Origin of the sequence: Acinetobacter kanungonis (assembly GCF_009939195.1) — a bacterium.
GTDB classification, from domain to species: Bacteria; Pseudomonadota; Gammaproteobacteria; order Pseudomonadales; family Moraxellaceae; genus Acinetobacter; species Acinetobacter kanungonis.
The window spans coordinates 558280-577639 of sequence record NZ_JAACKC010000001.1; the positions used below are offsets into that span (position 1 = coordinate 558280).

The 19360-nt window shown below is 41.8% G+C and carries 18 protein-coding genes; 6 read left to right on the forward strand and 12 right to left on the reverse strand.

Annotated features, from left to right (window positions below):
- Positions 1-5: 5 nt before the first annotated feature.
- The 5 genes from tssE to GWK51_RS02440 all read right to left on the reverse strand — a co-directional run bounded on the left by tssE (position 6) and on the right by GWK51_RS02440 (position 3791).
- Positions 6-479, reverse strand: coding sequence for a type VI secretion system baseplate subunit TssE (gene tssE / locus GWK51_RS02420; protein ID WP_161932534.1), 474 nt, complete (start codon positions 477-479; stop codon positions 6-8).
- Between the two features lie 83 nt (positions 480-562).
- Complete coding sequence (locus GWK51_RS02425) at positions 563-1066, reverse strand: Hcp family type VI secretion system effector (RefSeq protein ID WP_016165884.1); 504 nt, start codon at positions 1064-1066, stop codon at positions 563-565.
- A gap of 48 nt (positions 1067-1114) precedes the next feature.
- Positions 1115-2596: a type VI secretion system contractile sheath large subunit gene (tssC, locus tag GWK51_RS02430; protein ID WP_161932535.1), complete on the reverse strand. Its 1482-nt coding sequence runs from the start codon at positions 2594-2596 to the stop codon at positions 1115-1117.
- Positions 2589-3098, reverse strand: a complete 510-nt coding sequence (gene tssB / locus GWK51_RS02435; protein ID WP_142769225.1) for a type VI secretion system contractile sheath small subunit — start codon at positions 3096-3098, stop codon at positions 2589-2591. The genes tssC and tssB overlap by 8 nt, the downstream gene beginning before the upstream one ends.
- A 24-nt stretch (positions 3099-3122) precedes the next feature.
- Positions 3123-3791 (reverse strand): hypothetical protein, encoded by a 669-nt coding sequence (locus tag GWK51_RS02440; RefSeq protein WP_216071662.1) that lies wholly within the window; start codon positions 3789-3791, stop codon positions 3123-3125.
- A 354-nt stretch (positions 3792-4145) separates the two neighbouring features.
- Between GWK51_RS02440 and tssH the strand changes: the two genes are divergently transcribed.
- The 6 genes from tssH to GWK51_RS02470 are packed head-to-tail and all read left to right on the forward strand — an operon-like array spanning position 4146 to position 11719.
- The gene (gene tssH / locus GWK51_RS02445; RefSeq protein WP_216071663.1) at positions 4146-6812 is read left to right on the forward strand and encodes a type VI secretion system ATPase TssH; all 2667 of its coding nucleotides are present in this window, start codon (positions 4146-4148) and stop codon (positions 6810-6812) included.
- A 24-nt stretch (positions 6813-6836) separates the two neighbouring features.
- A complete protein-coding gene (gene tssA, locus GWK51_RS02450; RefSeq protein ID WP_161932536.1) occupies positions 6837-7955 on the forward strand; it encodes a type VI secretion system protein TssA in 1119 nt (372 codons plus the stop codon).
- A gap of 5 nt (positions 7956-7960) precedes the next feature.
- Positions 7961-9325, forward strand: a complete 1365-nt coding sequence (gene tssK, locus GWK51_RS02455; RefSeq protein WP_161932537.1) for a type VI secretion system baseplate subunit TssK — start codon at positions 7961-7963, stop codon at positions 9323-9325.
- 12 nt (positions 9326-9337) lie between these two features.
- Complete coding sequence (locus GWK51_RS02460; protein ID WP_142769230.1) at positions 9338-10141, forward strand: DotU family type IV/VI secretion system protein; 804 nt, start codon at positions 9338-9340, stop codon at positions 10139-10141.
- A gap of 14 nt (positions 10142-10155) precedes the next feature.
- Positions 10156-10749, forward strand: coding sequence for a hypothetical protein (locus tag GWK51_RS02465; RefSeq protein ID WP_161932538.1), 594 nt, complete (start codon positions 10156-10158; stop codon positions 10747-10749).
- A 1-nt stretch (position 10750) separates the two neighbouring features.
- Positions 10751-11719, forward strand: a complete 969-nt coding sequence (locus GWK51_RS02470; RefSeq protein WP_161932539.1) for a M15 family metallopeptidase — start codon at positions 10751-10753, stop codon at positions 11717-11719.
- 135 nt (positions 11720-11854) lie between these two features.
- Here the strand turns inward: GWK51_RS02470 and GWK51_RS16505 are convergent, their stop codons facing one another.
- The 7 genes from GWK51_RS16505 to GWK51_RS02505 form a co-directional block, all read right to left on the reverse strand.
- Positions 11855-12004, reverse strand: a complete 150-nt coding sequence (locus tag GWK51_RS16505; protein WP_322869399.1) for a zinc ribbon-containing protein — start codon at positions 12002-12004, stop codon at positions 11855-11857.
- Positions 12005-12367: 363 nt separating this feature from the next.
- A complete protein-coding gene (locus tag GWK51_RS02480; protein ID WP_199949998.1) occupies positions 12368-12511 on the reverse strand; it encodes a zinc ribbon-containing protein in 144 nt (47 codons plus the stop codon).
- Between the two features lie 196 nt (positions 12512-12707).
- Positions 12708-13604, reverse strand: coding sequence for an AbiTii domain-containing protein (locus GWK51_RS02485; RefSeq protein WP_161932540.1), 897 nt, complete (start codon positions 13602-13604; stop codon positions 12708-12710).
- Between the two features lie 68 nt (positions 13605-13672).
- Positions 13673-16297 (reverse strand): Fe/S-dependent 2-methylisocitrate dehydratase AcnD, encoded by a 2625-nt coding sequence (acnD, locus tag GWK51_RS02490; RefSeq protein WP_161932541.1) that lies wholly within the window; start codon positions 16295-16297, stop codon positions 13673-13675.
- A complete protein-coding gene (gene prpC / locus GWK51_RS02495; RefSeq protein ID WP_142769235.1) occupies positions 16297-17448 on the reverse strand; it encodes a bifunctional 2-methylcitrate synthase/citrate synthase in 1152 nt (383 codons plus the stop codon). Before prpC ends, acnD begins: the two co-directional genes overlap by 1 nt.
- Positions 17449-17549: 101 nt before the next feature.
- The gene (gene prpB / locus GWK51_RS02500) at positions 17550-18434 is read right to left on the reverse strand and encodes a methylisocitrate lyase (protein ID WP_131327042.1); all 885 of its coding nucleotides are present in this window, start codon (positions 18432-18434) and stop codon (positions 17550-17552) included.
- 23 nt (positions 18435-18457) lie between these two features.
- Positions 18458-19141 (reverse strand): GntR family transcriptional regulator, encoded by a 684-nt coding sequence (locus GWK51_RS02505; protein ID WP_161932542.1) that lies wholly within the window; start codon positions 19139-19141, stop codon positions 18458-18460.
- Positions 19142-19360: the final 219 nt, after the last annotated feature.

Below are 19360 nucleotides of genomic sequence, written 5' to 3' on the forward strand. Positions count from 1 at the left end.
AAAGCTTAGGACTGTGCAGAAACAACGTATTGTTGTGTCGTCGGTTTTAATAACGCATCAAAAACAACAGGTTCGTACAGAGGATGGATATTTAAATACGCCTGAATGGTGAGGCACAGCGCGCCCATATTGTGCCCATCCAATAACATTTCCACTTTAACTTGTCTTAAACGAGGCTCATGTGCCGAAATAGATTGTTCAATCGACTGACAAATTTTATCTCGATCTAAAGGGTTAGCCGTCGACAATCCAACAAAGTCTATGATGCCAAACTGGATAATAGACTGTTTGGCCAGTGGATAATCCCCGATCAAATGATCCAGTTTCGCCATGCGACTATTGAGTAAATCTTCAAGATCATGCGCGACAGATTGTCTTAACTCTTGCAGTGACAGCCCTTTCAAGACATCATTTTCTGGCAGTAAACGGTCAAAAAGTGTAGAACGGAAACCGTAAGGATATAGCTGATCTAAGCTCATTTTTTATGATCTAAATTTAACAAATCGTGATTCAAAAATAGGGAGCAAACTTTGCTGCCCCCTATTTTCGGAACTGAATCTAATTAAGCAGCATAAGAAGCTGTGTTATTAGACAATGACCATTTCTTCGTCACAGCACCCTTCGCAGTACCATTGATATCTTGCTGGTTATAGGTCCACTCAACCGCTGCATATTTCAAACCGAAAGTTTCTGTTGGTACGCCTTCTTCATTCACGCTTGGTGCAACACTAGAAACAAGAACGTGTTTCAGCTTGATTTGAAGGTATTTGATACGCTTATCACCATTGGCGCGGTAGAAGTCGATTTGCACTTCATCAAAGGTATAACCCGCTGAACATGCTTCCCAAAGTTTAGGGCTGGTTGCATCAAGATCTTTCACAAAATGCATATCTGCATGCTCAACACGTTCTGCCGTATGACCACCCACACTTGAAGAAGTTGCTGATTTTGGTTGGCGAATATTGTGCGCCCAAGAGTTTACTTCTAACCAACCCTTGTGTTCAGAGTCACGAGACTCACCATCAACTTTGTATTTACCTCGAAATTCGACGTATATATCTTTCATGGAGTTATCCTATATTATAAAGTTCTTAATTATTTAGCTGTTCTTAATTTAATTAGAAGACTGAGGCAACTCAGTGACAAGTCGCAAAGATACGGACAACTCGTCCAGCTGGAAATGTGGTCTTAGAAAAACCACAGACTTGTAGTGACCAGGCTCGGCTGGATTTTCTACAACTTTCACGGACGCTTCTCTTAGCGGAAATTGTGCTTTCGCTTCTTGAGAGGCTCCGTCATCCAGTAGTATATATTTTGCTAACCATTCATTTAAAAAGGCTTCAACATTACCAGCAGACGCAAAACTGCCAACTTTGTCGCGCATCATGGCTTTTAAATAATGGGCAATTCGCGATACAGCCATAATGTACTGAATCTGACTTGATAAGGCAGAATTGGCATTCGCAGTATCACTATCGTATTTTTTTGGTTTTTGTGCAGATTGCGCACCAAAAAAGGCTGCATAATCCGTGTTCTTACAATGTACTAAAGGAATAAAGCCCAAATCGCTGAGTTCTTTTTCACGACGATCCGTAATTGCAATTTCAGTTGGACACTTAAATGCCACTTCTCCATCGCTGGTTTTAAAGGTATGTACAGGTAAACCCTCAACCAAACCACCACCCTCGACGCCACGGATTGCAGCACACCAACCATGCATATCAAACGCATTGGTTAAACGGGTTCCAAATGCATAAGCTGCATTCATCCATAAATATTCTTCGTGATTTTGACCTGAAACTTCTTCAACAAAATTAAAGCCTTCGGTTTGCAAGCCTTGTTTCGGATCATACGGTAAGCGGCCCAATACACGCGGCATGGTTAAAGCCACATAACGGGCATCATCGCTTTCACGGAAAGAGCGCCACTGCACATATTCAGCCGTTTCAAAAATTTTTGAAACATCACGCGGACGGTCAATATCCGTAAATGATTCCAGCCCCAACATATTGCAGCTGGCTGCCGAAATAAAAGGTGCATGTGATGCAGCAGCAACATGTGAAATCTGTTCAAGTAAATACATGTCTGAAGGTGTACGATCGAACTCGAAATCACCAATCAAAGTCGCATAAGGCGCCCCACCAAAGGAACCATACTCTTCTTCATAGATTTTCTTAAATAAAGTGCTTTGGTCAAAGTCAGTCGCACTTTGGAAATCTTTAATCAGTTCCTTCTTGGTCGTGTTCAATACACGAATTTTAATCAAAGGATTAGATGGAGATTCTTGGCAGAAATAGTACAGTCCACGCCATGTCGATTCGATTTTCTGAAATTCGGCATGATGCATAATTTTGCTAAGTTGTTGCGAAATCAAATCATCAATTTCTGCAATTCGCTTATCAATCGACATCGACATATTGTCAGAAACGGTAATAGTACCCGCCATAACTTCTTTTGCCAGTTCAGCAATCAAGCTTTTTGCACGGTCATGTTCATCATCATTTCGCGCAATGCGACTTTGCTCAACAATCGAATCCAGCAAGGTGAATTCAGCAGCCGTATCCTGAACTGCCAGTGCAGATTGCATATTATTCATGATCTGCACCTACTTCCTGACTCAACTGTCGAACTTGTTCTGTATTTTTTAGAACCTCATCCAGCAAGTCTTCCAAACGTTCACTGTTTGAAATTTTATTTCGTAAATCTGTGAGACGTTCACGCGCCTCAACCAATTTACGTAACGGTTCAATTTGCTGGGCAATATTCTCTGGTCGAAAATCTTCCATCGATTTGAAAGTTAAATCTACACCAAAACGACCACCCGTTTCAGTCATGGTGTTCTCGACTTGGAATGCAGCGCGGGGAGCAAGCGATTCCATGACTTCATCAATATTTTCCAAATCGACATTGATAAACTTTTTATCTTTTAATTTGGTTTTTTCATGTTCAGATGCCGCAGAGAAATCTCCCAATACACCCACAACAAAGGGTAATTCTTTAATTTCTTTGCCTTCGCCCACTTCAACGTCATATGTTAATTGAACACGCGGAGGTCGAATACGTTGCAATTTCTTTTGCACGCTTTCACGTTTAGCCATGATGTAAAACCTTAATTGAAATTGTTATAGACCTGCAAATGGATTACCACTGCTGTTCGAATTACTCGAACTGGTATTATTTTTTGCGATGGTCGGTGTTGATTTTGTTTTATTGGATGGAGGATTGGCTTTAGGCTTACTCTTCGTTTTTGAAGTAGAAACTTTTGTTGTTTTTACCTTGCTAGATTTGGTCGAGCTTTGATTTTTTTCTGCGGTATTTAGCGCAGTTTCTAATAAAACAGAAGCTGGTTTAGCAGAGTCAATGCTACGAATTAATTCATTCGCTGCTGGATAGGTAATATCCGAACTTAAATAACGCATTTCCTTAGAACGCATCTGTTTTAAGGCGTCATTTGCCATTCCTGTTGCAGCTAAAAACTTAACATCCGTCAGCGTATTACTTTGAACTTTCTCTGCTTCAAGTTGCTGCACAATGGTTAACGCTTTTTCGTTACGACCTAACTGTTGAAAACGCTGAGCTGCTTGAACTAAATAACCATTTTTATTATCTGCATTTTTTTTGTCACAGATTTGGCTATATGTTTTTAATAGCACTGAGTCAGTTTCACCCGAAACTAATGGGTTTTTCTTAATACAGCTTCTAGATATATCCACTTCTGAAGTACTAGCGAATGCACTTATAGATACACAGCACAGTGATAAACATGCAGATATCAAAATATTAGTTTTCAAAACAACCTCTATTTATAAAGTATTTGTCTAAAGTTTTAACCATTAAAATTGGTTTTTACTTTATGTATTTTTAAAGTAGGCAGATTTAACTAAAAAATAACCGCACAAGTCAAGACAAATTTCGTCACCTTGTGACATCCCGCACATTTAAATAACACTTTTTTTCTTAAATTTTATGGTATAAGATGCGCACGACTTTATACCAATTAATTAAAAACATAATTTTTCATGCTAAAAGTTATGATTTTTTGACTAAGAACGCTTGATTATTACTTTATTATTAATGAGTTATTACCTATAAAATCTTGTATTAAAGTAAGCATTTATTCTTAGTCTCAAAAGCTGAGATCCATAATGAATAATTTAAAAGTTTTAATTACAAAATTGTCTAATCCTGTGCGTGAGGCACTTGAAAAGGCAGCAAATTTCTGTGTTTCTCAACAGAATTTTGAAATAGAAATTGAACATTTATTTTCAGAAATTGTTAAACAACATTCAAATAATGATCTCAAAATATTATTAGAAAAATATAAAATTTCAGAACCCGATTTAATCCGCGATTTATCACACAGTATTGCGCAATTACCCAAAGGAAATACCCGTACTCCCATCTTTGCCCTTTCGATTGTGCGATTGTTTGAACAGGCATGGTTGGTCGCTTCTGCCGAACAAATCCCCGTGATTCGCAGTAGCCATCTCTTGGTTGCATTATTAACTGCACCTGATTTATTTCAAATTGCCAGTCGCGCTTCCACCCTACTGGAAAGTGTTCCAATCGACACCATGAAACACCAATTTTTGCAGATCTGTCGGGATAGCATTGAATCGGATCAGGCAAAACAAGCAGATACAGCATCAGCAGCTACACCCGTGGCAACCCCACCTGTGCGTAGCCCAACGCCTGCATTGGATCAATACACCATTAACTTGACTCAAAAAGCACAAAAAGGCGAGATTGATCCTGTAATTGGACGTGAGCATGAAATCCGCCTCATGCTGGATATTCTAATGCGTCGTCGACAAAACAACCCTATTTTAACGGGTGAACCTGGGGTTGGAAAAACGGCAGTTGTGGAAGGCTTAGCCTTAAAAATTGTCCAAAACGATGTGCCTGAAGCCTTAAAAAATGTGCAACTGCATACCCTCGATATGGGTCTATTACAAGCTGGTGCCAGTGTAAAAGGCGAGTTCGAAAATCGACTCAAACAAATTATTCAAGAAGTACAAGCTTCTAGCCAAGCCATTATTCTGTTTATTGATGAAGCGCATAGTTTGATTGGTGCTGGCGGTCAGGCAGGACAAAATGATGCGGCCAACTTACTTAAACCCGCTTTGGCACGGGGTGAACTCCGCACCATTGCAGCAACCACGTGGGCGGAATACAAACAGTATTTTGAAAAAGATGCCGCATTAAGTCGTCGCTTTCAAGTGATTAAGGTTGAAGAACCGAGCGAAGCCGTTGCAATTGATATGTTACGCGCGATGGTTCCAGTCATGTCGAACCATTTCCAACTGCACATTGACGATGAAGCCATTGTAACCGCGGTACATGCTTCACACCGTTATATTACGGGACGTCAACTGCCCGACAAAGCCATTAGTGTACTGGATACTGCCGCGGCACGTGTTGCCTTGACCCAGAATGCGCAACCTGTTGCTTTAGATCAAGGCCAAGCGCAATTACATAACTTAAGGCTTGAACTTTATCTTCTGGAAAATGAGCAACGTTGTCATCCTGTTCATCAAGAACGTATCCAGACCATTCAACAATCGATTCAGTCTGTTGAACATGACATCCAAATCATTCAACAAAAATGGCAACAGGAATTGTCACTGGTACAGCAAATTCAAGCTTTGCAACAATCCGAAGATCAAGAAACTCAGCCCACTATCACAGAACTGCGTCATGAATTGAGTCAGCTTCAAGGACAAAATCCATTGGTGTTTGATCGAGTCAACGCCCAGATCATTCATGAAATTATTTCAGACTGGACAGGTATTCCTGTGGGCAATATGGTCAGCGATGAAATTAAACAAATTTTAAGCTTAGAAACCAAACTCGAACAGCGTGTTATGGGACAAACCTATGCCTTAAATCAATTGGTTCAAGGCATCAAAACCTCTAAAGCCAAATTAGAAGACCCGAACAAACCACAAGGTGTCTTTTTACTGGTTGGACCAAGTGGTGTTGGTAAAACTGAAACCGCGTTGGCTTTGGCAGATGAATTGTATGGTGGAGAATCACACCTGATCACCATCAACATGTCTGAATACCAAGAAGCACATACCGTTTCATCTTTAAAAGGGGCTCCTCCTGGTTATGTAGGCTATGGTCAAGGCGGAGTATTAACCGAAGCAGTACGCCGCAACCCTTACAGCGTTGTATTACTTGATGAAATTGAAAAAGCGCATAGTGATGTGCAAGAACTGTTCTATCAAGTCTTTGATAAAGGCACACTGGAAGATGGTGAAGGTCGTCTCATCGATTTCAAAAACACCACCATTTTGCTGACCTCAAACACAGGCTCTAGCGCCATTATGCAAGCCTGTTTAAATCAGCCTGTAGAGCAATGGCCTTCTGCAGAAGAGTTATTGAATCAGCTCAAACCAAGTTTATATCAACAATTCAAACCTGCCTTTTTAGGTCGCATGCGGATTGTGCCGTACTTCCCTTTACATGATGATCTGCTGATTCAAATTATTGAGCACAAACTCTCGAAAGTCATTCAGCGTCTACAACAGCAATACCAAACACAAGTGCAATATAGCGAAGATGTGCCTGAGTTATTGCTGAGTCGTTGTACCGAAGTCGATAGTGGTGCCAGAAATGTTGATCATATTTTAAATGCAACAATTCTGCCTGCTTTGGCAACCGAAATTTTGCTGGCATTAAGCGAACAAAAATTGCCACAACAGATCTGGATTGATGTGAAAGATGATGAGTTTGTGTATGTGCTCGACCCACAAAACAAAACGTCTAAGAAGAAAAATCTTAAAAAATCTAAATTAGAACCAATGTAAGCCTCAATCAGATTATTAAACGCCATGCATTTTACATTAGACACTTTACTTGAACCGATTGCAGGTTCTCGCGCATGTGGAGAAGACTTGTCCTTTTCCAATGAGTTTCATGCCATTAAGAAAGCCCGTACAGAAGACGATCCTTTACTGGCGCTTGGGGATTGGGTGACTGAACCCAAACAAGCCGATTGGTATTTTGTGGCAGAACAAAGCAGCATCTTACTGGCAAATAAATCCAAAGATATTCGCCTTCTGACTTGGTTATCTGAAGCTTGGGCACATTTAGAGGGCTTTCAAGGCATTGCGAATGGATTGGAACTGTCCTATCGCCTGTTAGAACAATACTGGCTCAAGTTACATCCAGAAATTGAAGAAGATGATTTAGACCAGCGTTTAGGTTTACTAAAAGGCTTGGTCAATCAGCTTCCCGTTTTAATTCGAAAAACACCTTTAATTGAAACCGCTCCTGCTTATTGTTTAATGGATTATGAAAATTTCCTGTATCAACACAATCAGCAACGCAAGCAGGCTGAAGATGAAGACTTAAGCTCAAGTTCGCAACAACTTGAACAATTTGATGCTGCTCTTGCAGGCAGTTCCAAAAGTGTTCAGCAACAAAACTATCAAAATTTTGAACTGATTTTGTCGCACTGGGAGAGTCTGAAACAGGTTCTTGACCAGTTAATGCAATTAGAAGCACCAAGCTTTGCTCAGATTGATTCCCAACTTGAAGACATCCATAAATCTTTAAAAAAAATTTATAAAACGGAAATGTTTCAGTCTAGTCAGCACAGCACTTCCCTGATGACTCCACAAAGCAGCAATACAGGTGTAGTACCAGCCGACCATACACATGCCATGACTACTCTCCCGATGCAACAGCAGCAAGGTTTTCAACCCTCTGCACAGAACCACTTACAAAACCGTGAGCACGCCATTCAGGTCTTGCAGGAAATTGCGGATTATTTCCAAACCCATGAGCCACACAGCCCTGTGAGTTATATGCTGCAAAAAACCGTGAAATGGAGCCAAATGCCTTTGCATGAATGGCTGGCACAAGTGATTAAAAATGAAAACCCGCTCGAATCTGTACAAGAATTATTGGGCATTTCACCAACAAATAATGAAACAAGTAACTGGTAATTTGCATGTTTAAAGCAGAAAAAATTCTTTGGGGTGAAGGACTGTTTTTACGTCCGCAACACTTTCAGCTACAAGACCGTTATCATGAGCAGCATTTAAACCATACCATTCGCTCGACCATTCCCTTTGCGTATGGAATACAAAAAATTCAATTTGATGAAAGTCAGCTACACCTGAACGTGTTGGCTTTGGCATCAATTGAAATGCTATGGCAAGATGGTGAAATCTATGCTGCACCTGCACAAGATCTGTTGCCTGAACCGATTTTACTGGACCAGTTAAATTTACGTGGTGAAATGCAGATCTACTTGGCAATGCCAATCGTGCAAGCCAATAAAAAGAATGTTGCCTACGAGTCAGATGCTCAATCCAGCCGTTACCATTGTTATTTAAATCAAACCCATGACTTGTTTACCGATGCATCGCCTGCGGAAATTTCACTATTGCAACGTCGTGCCGAATTTAAACTTTTAGAGCCACATCAAACTCCAGCACATGAAATGGATGGTTTTCTGTATTTAGCTGTAGGACGAATTAAGCGACAAAGTTCAGGGCAATTTGAACTTGATCATAAATTTATTCCCCCTATCTTGCATATTGAATCCAGCGTGACTTTATATACTCAGCTGAAACGTACTCTGAATGTGATACGCGCCAAGATTAAAACCATCCAAACCAATAATCGCGAAAATGAACAAAAGCTGATTGAATTCCGTTCTGGGGATATTGTGTCTTTTTGGCTGGTCAATGCCCTCAACACGGCTTACTCCAGCTTGAATCATATTTACCAGCATCCACAAATTCATCCTGAACGATTGTTCTGCGAATTGCTACGGCTTACAGGTTCATTACTGACTTTTTCATCGGCACATGAGGTCGATCAACTGCCCCAGTATCAGCACCACCAACTGCAACAGAGTTTTAACAACTTAGACCAGATTTTGCGGGATTTGTTAGACACTATTATTTCAAACCGCTACATCAGTATTAGCCTGAAAGAAACCCGCCCTTCTTATTGGGTTGGTAGTCTGGAAACAGACAAGATTACCCGCGACACCCGTCTCTATGTGTGTGTATCTAGCAGCATGATGCAAACACACGAGCTGATTCAGATTGTTCCATTACGTTTTAAAGTGGGGAGTACGGTCGATGTTGAACAACGTGTGGTTGCTGCCCTGCCTGCCATTCCACTGCATCATTTAATTCAAGTTCCAACTGCAATTCCTGTGCGCTCAGGGGTGAGTTATTTCGAAGTAGAGCCGCATCATGAGCTGTACCAAAACATGCTGGATGCTGAAAGCATTTGTATTTACGTGCCTTCAGGCTTCCAAGACATCAGCATTGAATTAATTGCCGTCATGAATGCTTAAGGAACAATCGTTATGAATTCAACAACTAAAGCACCTTCTCTATTTGATGACGGTCAAATTGGTAGCAGCGCACTGCCCACTGCACCAGCCACAGTTCAGCACAGCTCGACATTGACCGATCTGCTGTATGACGGTTTTTATGTGGTGTTTTTAATTCGCAATCAATATGTCCCGAGCAATCCCGCCCAGTTTCGTGAGAAGGTGCTGGATTTGTTGCATCGCTTTGAACAGCAAGCCCGTAAATTACATTTTTCTGCAGATGACATCCATGATGCGAAATATGCCTATTGCGCCTTGCTGGATGAAACCATTGTGACCCAACAAGACGATGCATTCTTTAACCTGCAAAATGTCTGGCTGATTAATCCTTTGCAATTGAGTTTATTTGGTTCACAACTGGCAGGTTATCAGTTTTTTGAAATTTTGGAGCAATTGCGCAGCAAAGGCAAAGACCGTCTAGCATCACTGGAAGTGTTCCATTACTGCATGCTATTGGGCTTTCAAGGCAAATATCGCATTGAATCGATTGAAAGTTTAAACCATTTAGTTTCCCGTGTCGGAGATGAAATTGATTACCTAAAAGGTAAAAAAGCTGCATTCTCGCCTTTTTCAGCCTTACCCGATCAAATTAAAAATATCATCCATCGCGAATTACCCTTTGTCTGGATCATTTTGTTCTTATTGATTTTTAGCCTTCTGGCTTTTGCAGGTTTAAGATACTCGCTGAGTCAACACACGCAAAACTCCCTTGCACCATTTAACAATGTGATTACTACGCCAACTGAACAGGCGAATATCACTATTTATTTACCATAAATGGTGGCGGATTTATGGCACAAGACAAGCAAAACTCCATACGTATTTTAAAAGCATCGCCATCTCCAGCTCCAAAGCGTTCAAGCCTGTACCTTATTGCAGGTTTTGTCGGTGGCATTCTTTTAAGTGGCGGCTTATTTGTTTTTTTTATTTATGCTCAAGATGTACAACCATCAACGGCATCAACAACGCAGAGTGAAACTAGAGAGGCCGATACGCCATCTGTTGCTTCTGAAATAAAGCCTACAGGCAATCCGAATACGCTCACTGAAGCTGAAGATGTTGATTATCCCAATCAGTTGAATGATCAAGAAATGTCAGCCCTGTTCAAGCATCCTGTAAACGGGGTCAATACCCTGAATGCACCAGCACCAAACAGCTCACCTTTTGCCAATCTCGCTCAGGGGCAAGAAACGAACCCCATCAGTAAAGAAGTCGTGATTGAGAGGAAAATTCACAAACCTCAAGCAGTGACCCCAGCAGTCAAACCTTTGCCTCAGGGCGTCGTCAAACCTGCTCTTTTAGATCAGCTGGATAAAGAAATTGAATTAGCCCAGCCGCAAATGCAAGCCACTCATCCATCTTCTCCAGCAGTGCATTCGAACTAAAATGATCATTTTTATTGGCTGTAGTTTTTTGGCGCTGGTGATTGGCTTGAGCCTATTGATGTCTTATGAGCTTAGGCTGCGAACCCTCAATTATGTACGGCTGATTTTACCCAGCAGTAAGCAGAAGCTGGGGCATGCACGTCATTTTGCCCAAGAAATGGGATATGCCGCTTCGGCTGAACAGACTCAAACCCATTGGCATTTGCAACAATGGTGGATTCTGATTGCAGGATTTTTCCTGTTGGGCAGTATTGTATTGTTTGCCTTTACGCGACCTATTGATCCCACCAAAGTTGAAGCCAATTATCTGGAACAGGTCGACCCGCAAATTTATGCGCTGTTAAATGGTGAAATGCTGACGCCTCCGCCAGAAGTGGATGAACAGTTGGTCGATGCCGCTATTGTTGAAGCCATGCAAATGGAACAACAGTATCAGGCACAGAACAACAGTGTGACTGCTCAACCTTTCTCTTTGGAACGGGAGAGCACCTTTGAACAAAGTCATGGGCATTTTGATACTTCGCTGATTGACCGTAAATGGGATCGTATGAACCCGCGCTATAAGCAACGCTTGTTGATGGTCTTTAAGATTATGAAAGAACGTCATAACTATGAGCTGGTTTTACTGGAAGGTTACCGTAGCCCTGCGCGTCAAAATATGCTGTCTGGTAACAAGAACACCACCCGTGCCAAGGCGTTTCAGAGCTATCACCAATTTGGTCTGGCCGCAGATGTGGCCTTTAAACGGGATGGCAAAGTCGTGATTTCAGAACGTGACCCTTGGGCTTGGAAAGGCTATCAACTGTATGGTGAAGTTGCCGAATCAGTAGGTTTAACGTGGGGTGGACGCTGGAAGTCTATACATGATTATGGTCATACCGAGTACCGTATGCCGGGGTTGAAGAAAACAGCAGAAATGGCAGAAAAACTGACCACCGAAGGACAACTTTTAGCGCAAGAGTTGAATTAATCAATCGCTCAATTAGGATGACTACACATCAAATCACATCGTTCTAAAATATAGATGACAACAAAAAGCCCTATTGAGTAATAGGGCTTTTTCCAAAACAGGGTTGTCTGTTTTGGCATTGTTACTTAAACACTTTTATTTTTTAAATTGAGTGCAAGCGCATTTGGTACACGGGGGTAAACGATCAGTACCAATTTCTAAGTAGACGCGACGTCCGCATTGAACACAAAAATAGAAACCTGTTCCAGGTTGTTCGCCAGCAGTTACCATTTTGGTTCTCCTTATGTTCTTTTAGAAATGGTATCCCTAGTATAACGCGCTTATGCTGAATGTCTATTGGTCATTTCAAAAAATAATGGTGTCATAAGTGTAAGAAATGATGTATTCAAAAAATTGGTGAACCAACTAAAATTTAATCATTAAAGTGAATATTTGATTACCTTATAAACCTAAATAATGCTTTAGATCTCATATACCCTATTCTCTAAGTGTATTGATGATGAACACTCGCTCTAAGTTTCACATACAGTTGAGCGATTCAATCTGTTTTTTACGCTCTTAAATGCTTTTCTTCATGCAAATAAAAAGCCCTATCGAGTGTGACAGGGCTTAATTCAAAACAGCAGATAACTGCTTGGTGTTTGCGGCTTAGGCATTCTTACTATTGAATTGATTGCCAAGGCATTTGGTACACGGGGGTAAACGATCAGTACCAATTTCTAAATAGGTGCGGTGTCCGCATTGAATACAAAAATAGAAGCCTGTTCCAGGTTTTTCGCCAGCAGTAACCATTTTTGTTCTCCATGTGTTTTAAAAATGGTGAACAGAGTATAGACAAGCTTTTGAGATTGTAGAGTCTATTTTGTGACCGCAGGGGTCATGGCAAAATTGTAAAATATTTAATGAATGCTTTTCTATTTGGCAAGAGTTTAAGCATACATATAAAAAGTCATCTAATATTATTAATACCCATTTTATTTTAAAAAATTCAACTTAAATAACTAGATAGCATCGGAATATATGGCGCAATAAAACCCAAAACAGTAGCAGAATTCGAAGCAAAACTCATAAAATCACTAAAAAGTGTTTTATATTGATCTGTACCTATAGAAGCTCCTAATATTTCAATTCTTTTTGAAACCTCTAAAACAATCTCATCATCAATATCTGATTTCCCTAAATCATTTATTAACTGAATAAATTCTTCGGGAATTTGATTATTATTAACTTTTTGGTGAATAGTACTATGAGTATTCCCTGAAGCTAGATTCTGAACATTACCTGAAATATTAATATTAAAAATCTGACTTACTTTATCTTGAGGAATTGGATTTGAATTCAACTCTGCTTCTCCAGCTTGAGGATTTATCACTTCTATTTCTAATACAAAATTTAAAATCTTAGTTTTGACAGTATCAATTATACCTATAACAGAGGCTACTGGAATTACTTTCCATGCTTGTATACAATTCATACCTCTGTACATATTCGAGCCATATTTAGCTAATATCGCTGGGTCCCAACTCTGTGTTAATTGCCCATTTTTATCATTGATTGTATAACTTTCTAAAGTTGCAATTGGACTTTTAAAATCAGCTTTAGAACATGACTCTTGTAACCAATTAGGAAGACCATGGGTCGGAATATCTGCATTACTCAAGCTACTACCAAAGCTACCTACAAAATGTCCTTTAGACCCGACAAATATTGTTCTATAGTTTGGCAATAAATCTTCAGAACTATAACCGTTAAGTTCAAAATCCACCCAACTTTTAAAATCCTCATTTCCTAGCCTATAAGCTAGAATTTTACATTTCCTCAATAAATCTGAAACATTTACATTTGAATTTACAGCATCATTTTGAATTTCTCGCAGTAAAGACATTTCACACTCGAATTAAAAAACCCCACTCAAAAGTAGGGCTTTTTTAAAACAATTTCAAATACTTTAAATTAAGCTGTTAATTGTTCTTTCTCTTCTTGGCTTTCCAAAAAGTCCTGAGCAAAACGCTGAAGTACACCACCCGCTTCATATACAGACACTTCTTCTTCTGTATCTAAGCGGCAAGTGACAGGCACTTCCACAACTTCATTCTTACCATCAGCCGTTGCACGTTCAATCACTAAAGTTAAGGTCGAACGTGGTGCAATATTACCAATCACGCTGTATAGCTCAGTACCATCCAGCTTCAAAGTATTACGGTTTACACCTGCTTTAAACTCAAGTGGTAACACGCCCATACCCACCAAGTTGGTACGGTGAATACGCTCAAAACCTTCCGCGACAATTGCTTCTACACCTGCAAGACGTACACCTTTCGCAGCCCAATCACGGCTAGAACCTTGACCATAGTCTGCACCTGCAATGATGATGAGCGGTTGCTTACGATTCATGTAAGTTTCAATCGCTTCCCACATACGCATCACTTCGCCTTCTGGCTCTACGCGCGCTTTCGAACCTTGTTTAACAGTACCGTCAGAACGACGCACCATTTCGTTAAACAATTTCGGATTCGCAAATGTTGCACGTTGTGCTGTTAAGTGGTCACCACGGTGCGTAGCGTAAGAGTTGAAGTCTTCTTCAGGTACGCCCATTTTGTGTAGGTATTCACCTGCCGCAGAGTCCATCAAAATCGCATTTGAAGGCGACAAATGGTCTGTGGTGATGTTGTCACCCAAAATTGCCAACGGACGCATATTTGCCAAAGTACGTGGCGCAGCCAACGCACCTTCCCAATATGGCGGACGGCGAATATAAGTACTTTGTGGACGCCAGTCGTAAAGTGGGCTTTCCGCTTGCTCAACTTCGCCCAAGTCAAACATAGGAATGTAGACTTTACGGAATTGTTCAGGCTTCACCGCATCTTTTACCAGTGCATCAATTTCAGCATCGGAAGGCCAAATGTCTTTCAGGTAAATTGGATTACCGTCTTTGTCTGTGCCCAGTGCATCTTTTTCGATATCAAAACGAATCGTACCCGCAATCGCATACGCAACAACTAGCGGTGGAGATGCCAAGAACGCTTGTTTTGCATATGGATGGATACGACCATCGAAGTTACGGTTACCCGACAGTACCGCTGTCGCATACAAGTCACGGTCAATGATTTCTTGCTGGATTTTCGGATCAAGCGCACCAGACATCCCGTTACAGGTGGTGCAGGCATACGCCACGATACCAAAGCCCAGTTTCTCAAGATCACCCAAGACACCTGCTTCTTCTAAATACAATGCAGCCGCTTTTGAACCCGGTGCAAATGATGATTTCACCCAAGGCTTACGCACCAAACCAAGTTCATTGGCTTTACGTGCCAACAAACCAGCAGCAACTGTGTTACGTGGGTTTGAAGTATTGGTACACGAAGTAATTGCCGCGATGATGATTGCACCATCTGGCATTAAGCCATCGGTACGGTGCTCAACCACACCTGCAATGCCTTTCTCTTTCAAATCAGCCGTAGAAACACGTGCATGCGGATTTGATGGACCAGCGATATTACGGGTTACGGTAGAAAGATCAAAACGAAGAACACGTGGATACTCAGCTTTGGTCATGTCTGATGCCCAAAGACCGATTTCTTTCGCATATTGTTCAACCAATGCCACTTGTGCATCTTCACGACCAGTTAGGCGTAAGTAATCAATGGTGTTTTGGTCAATGTAGAACATTGCCGCAGTTGCGCCATATTCTGGAGTCATGTTGGAAATCGTGGCACGATCACCCACCGACATGCTGTCTGCACCTTCACCGAAGAATTCGAGGTATGCACCCACCACGCGCTCTTTACGCAAGAACTCAGTCAATGCAAGCACGATATCAGTTGCCGTGATGCCCGCTTGACGCTGACCAACAAACTCAACCCCAATAATGTCTGGCAGACGCATCCAAGATGCACGACCCAACATTACGTTTTCAGCTTCTAAGCCGCCCACGCCAATTGAAATAACACCTAAAGCATCGGTATGTGGTGTGTGTGAGTCTGTACCTACACAGGTATCTGGGAAAGCTACGCCATCACGTGCCTGAATCACTGGAGACATTTTCTCCAAGTTGATTTGGTGCATAATGCCGTTGCCCGCAGGAATCACATCGACGTTTTTAAATGCCGTTTTAGTCCACTCAATAAAGTGGAAACGGTCTTCGTTACGACGGTCTTCTACCGCACGGTTTTTCTCAAACGCGTCTGGATCAAAACCACCGTATTCCACAGCTAAAGAGTGATCCACGATCAACTGGGTTGGCACCACTGGATTGACTTTAGATGGATCGCCACCTTTGTCTGCAATCGCATCACGCAAACCTGCAAGGTCAACCAATGCGGTTTGACCCAAGATGTCATGACACACCACACGCGCTGGATACCAAGGGAAATCCAGATCCTGACGGCGTTCAATCAATTGTGTTAAGTATGCAGTTAAATTTTCTGCATCTGCGCGACGAACCAACTGTTCCGCCAACACTTTAGAGGTGTATGGCAATGTCGCATAAGCACCAGGCTGAATATCTTCAACGGCTTGGCGTACATCATAGTAAGCTAATGATGTGCCTGGCAATGTCTTACGATATTGGCTATTCATTAAACACGCTCTGCTAATGGTTTAAATTCGAGGTTTTCAGGACCTGTGTAGTTCGCGCTTGGACGAATAATTTTGCCGTCTTGACGCTGTTCAATCACGTGCGCTGACCAACCTGCGGTACGCGCAATCACGAATAATGGCGTGAACATTGCTGTTGGAACACCCATTAAGTGGTAGCTTACCGCACTGAACCAGTCGAGGTTCGGGAACATGTTTTTCACTTCTTTCATCACGGCTTCTAAACGTTCCGCAATCAAATACATTTTTTTGTTTTCTTGTGCATCCGCCAGTTCAAGCGCCACTTGCTTGATCACTTCGTTACGTGGGTCAGCAATGGTGTAAACAGGGTGACCAAAACCAATCACCACTTCTTTGTTTTCTACACGCTTACGAATGTCCGCTTCTGCTTCATCAGCATTGTCATAACGCTGTTGAATCACGAATGCAACTTCGTTGGCACCACCGTGTTTCGGACCACGTAATGCACCAATCGCCCCTGCGATAGTTGAGTACATGTCTGAACCTGTACCTGCAATCACACGTGACGTGAAAGTAGAGGCGTTGAACTCGTGCTCTGCGTACAAGATCAATGAAGTGTGCATCGCTTGAATCCATTGTTCACATGGTTTTTCACCGTGTAACAAATGCAGGAAGTGCGCACCAATTGAGTCATCATCAGTTTCAACTTCAATGCGTTTGCCGTTGTGGCTGAAGTGGTACCAGTACAGCAACATTGAACCGAAAGATGCCATTAATTTGTCTGCGATGTCACGTGCGCCTGCATAGTTATGGTCTTCATGTTCTGGGGTTAAGCAACCTAGCACCGAAACACCTGTACGCATCACGTCCATTGGGTGTGCATACGGCGGAAGCTGTTCTAGCGCAGCTTTAAGCGATGCGGGTAAGCCACGAAGTGCTTTTAATTTGTTTTTATAGGCTTTCAGTTCAGCTTTGTTGGGTAATTTGCCGTGTACCAAAAGGTAAGCCACTTCTTCAAATTCGCTTTGACCAGCAAGGTCTAGAATGTCGTAACCACGGTAGTGCAAGTCATTACCACTACGACCTACGGTACAGAGTGCTGTATTCCCCGCAACTTGTCCGCTTAGTGCAACTGACTTCTTTGGCTTAAATCCTGTTGTTGTAGCATTCATAAGATCTTCCTTCTTCCATTGGGTGGATCAAATCATTGTGATTCATCGTGACTGCTGTATTTCCTGTGCAGACACGATGAATGGTCTAGTAAATTGTGTTGTTATTTATTTTTTACAAAAGAGGCATCAAGGTATTGTTCAAACGCATGGTAGTTAATGCGGTCATACAATTCTTGGCGGGTTTGCATGGTGTCGACCACATTCTTTTGCGTGCCTTCTTTACGTAATGTGGTGTACACGTTTTCTGCCGCCTTGTTCATGGCACGGAATGCAGAAAGTGGATACAGTGCAATGCTCACGTCCGCAGAAGCCAATTCTTCTGTGGTGAATAATGGCGTAGAACCAAATTCAGTAATGTTCGCCAAAATAGGCACATGGGTCGCAGCAGCAAATTGCTTGTACATGGCCAATTCAGTGATCGCTTCAGGGAACAACATGTCCGCACCTGCTTCAATATAAGCCCCAGCACGGTCAATTGCCGCTTGTAAACCTTCAACCGCTAAAGCATCGGTACGCGCCATAATCACAAACTTATCATCACCACGTGCATCCACAGCAGCTTTAATACGGTCTACCATTTCTTGTTGTGAAACAATGGCTTTGTTTGGACGGTGTCCACAACGCTTTGCACCGACTTGGTCTTCAATGTGCATGGCTGCTGCGCCAAACTTGATTAGCGCTTTGGTGGTACGTGCAATGTTAAATGCAGATGCGCCAAAACCTGTATCTGCATCCACCAATAAAGGTAGATCGCAAACATCGGTAATACGGCGTACATCAGTAAGAACGTCATCTAGGTTGCTAATGCCTAAGTCAGGTAGACCTAGAGAACCTGCCGCAACCCCACCGCCAGATAAGTAAATCGCTTTGTAGCCTGCACGCTTTGCCAATAATGCATGATTGGCATTGATGGTGCCGACGACTTGTAAAGGATGCTCGCTAGCGACTGCATCACGGAATTTCTGTCCTGCTGATAACGTTGACATAAGTTCTCCCTCTCTCCTCACGATTAAGAAATATGTTGCTGAATATTTTGATAGGATGCGGCAATGTGACGACGCATCAGTAACTCCGCCAGTTCCGCATCACCATCGGCAATGGCATCTAAAATACGGATATGTTCTGACAAGGCTCTGTGTGGACGATTTGGGGTTTTGGAATACTGAATTCGGTACATCCGAATCAAGTGATACAACTCATCACACAGCATCTTTTCTAGGGTTTTATTGCCACAGTTCTTGATGATGCAGTAATGAAAATCGTCCTGACCTTCTTGTAAGTAATATCCTTTACCTTCTTTAAAATCTGGGTCCTGTGCATGCATATGCAGCACTTCACGCAAGTTTAGAATCTGTTGCTTATCGATGCTTTGTGCCGCCAAACGACAAGCCAGTCCTTCTAAGTTTTCACGAATTTGATACAGCTCGAACAATTGCTGATGCGACAAGGACACCACACGTGCGCCGACATGCGCAGTCCGTTCCACCAATTTTTGCCCTTCTAGGCGATGAATGGCTTCACGTAAAGGACCACGACTGATGCCATACACACGAGCCAGCTCAGGTTCAGAAATCTTGCTACCCGCTGCAATTTCACCACTGACAATTGCAGTTTGAATCTTTCTGAAAATTTGGTCTGTTAAAGTCGCATTAGCGGCTTGTTTTGTCTGCGTAGACAGCTCTTCGGTTAGCATATTGTCAACAATCAGTTCAATTATTAGCTAAAATAAGCACAAATAAATTAAAATGCAACAAGATTGTCAACAACTTTGGTATTAGAGTTGCAAACCTTCTTAAAGATAACTTGACAAAGATGGAGTAGAATCATGGCTGGCTTCCGTTCTGAAGATGTTGCATTATCACACCTCAATAAATTATTTTAATTCAATGTTTTAAATCTTATTTCCATACTT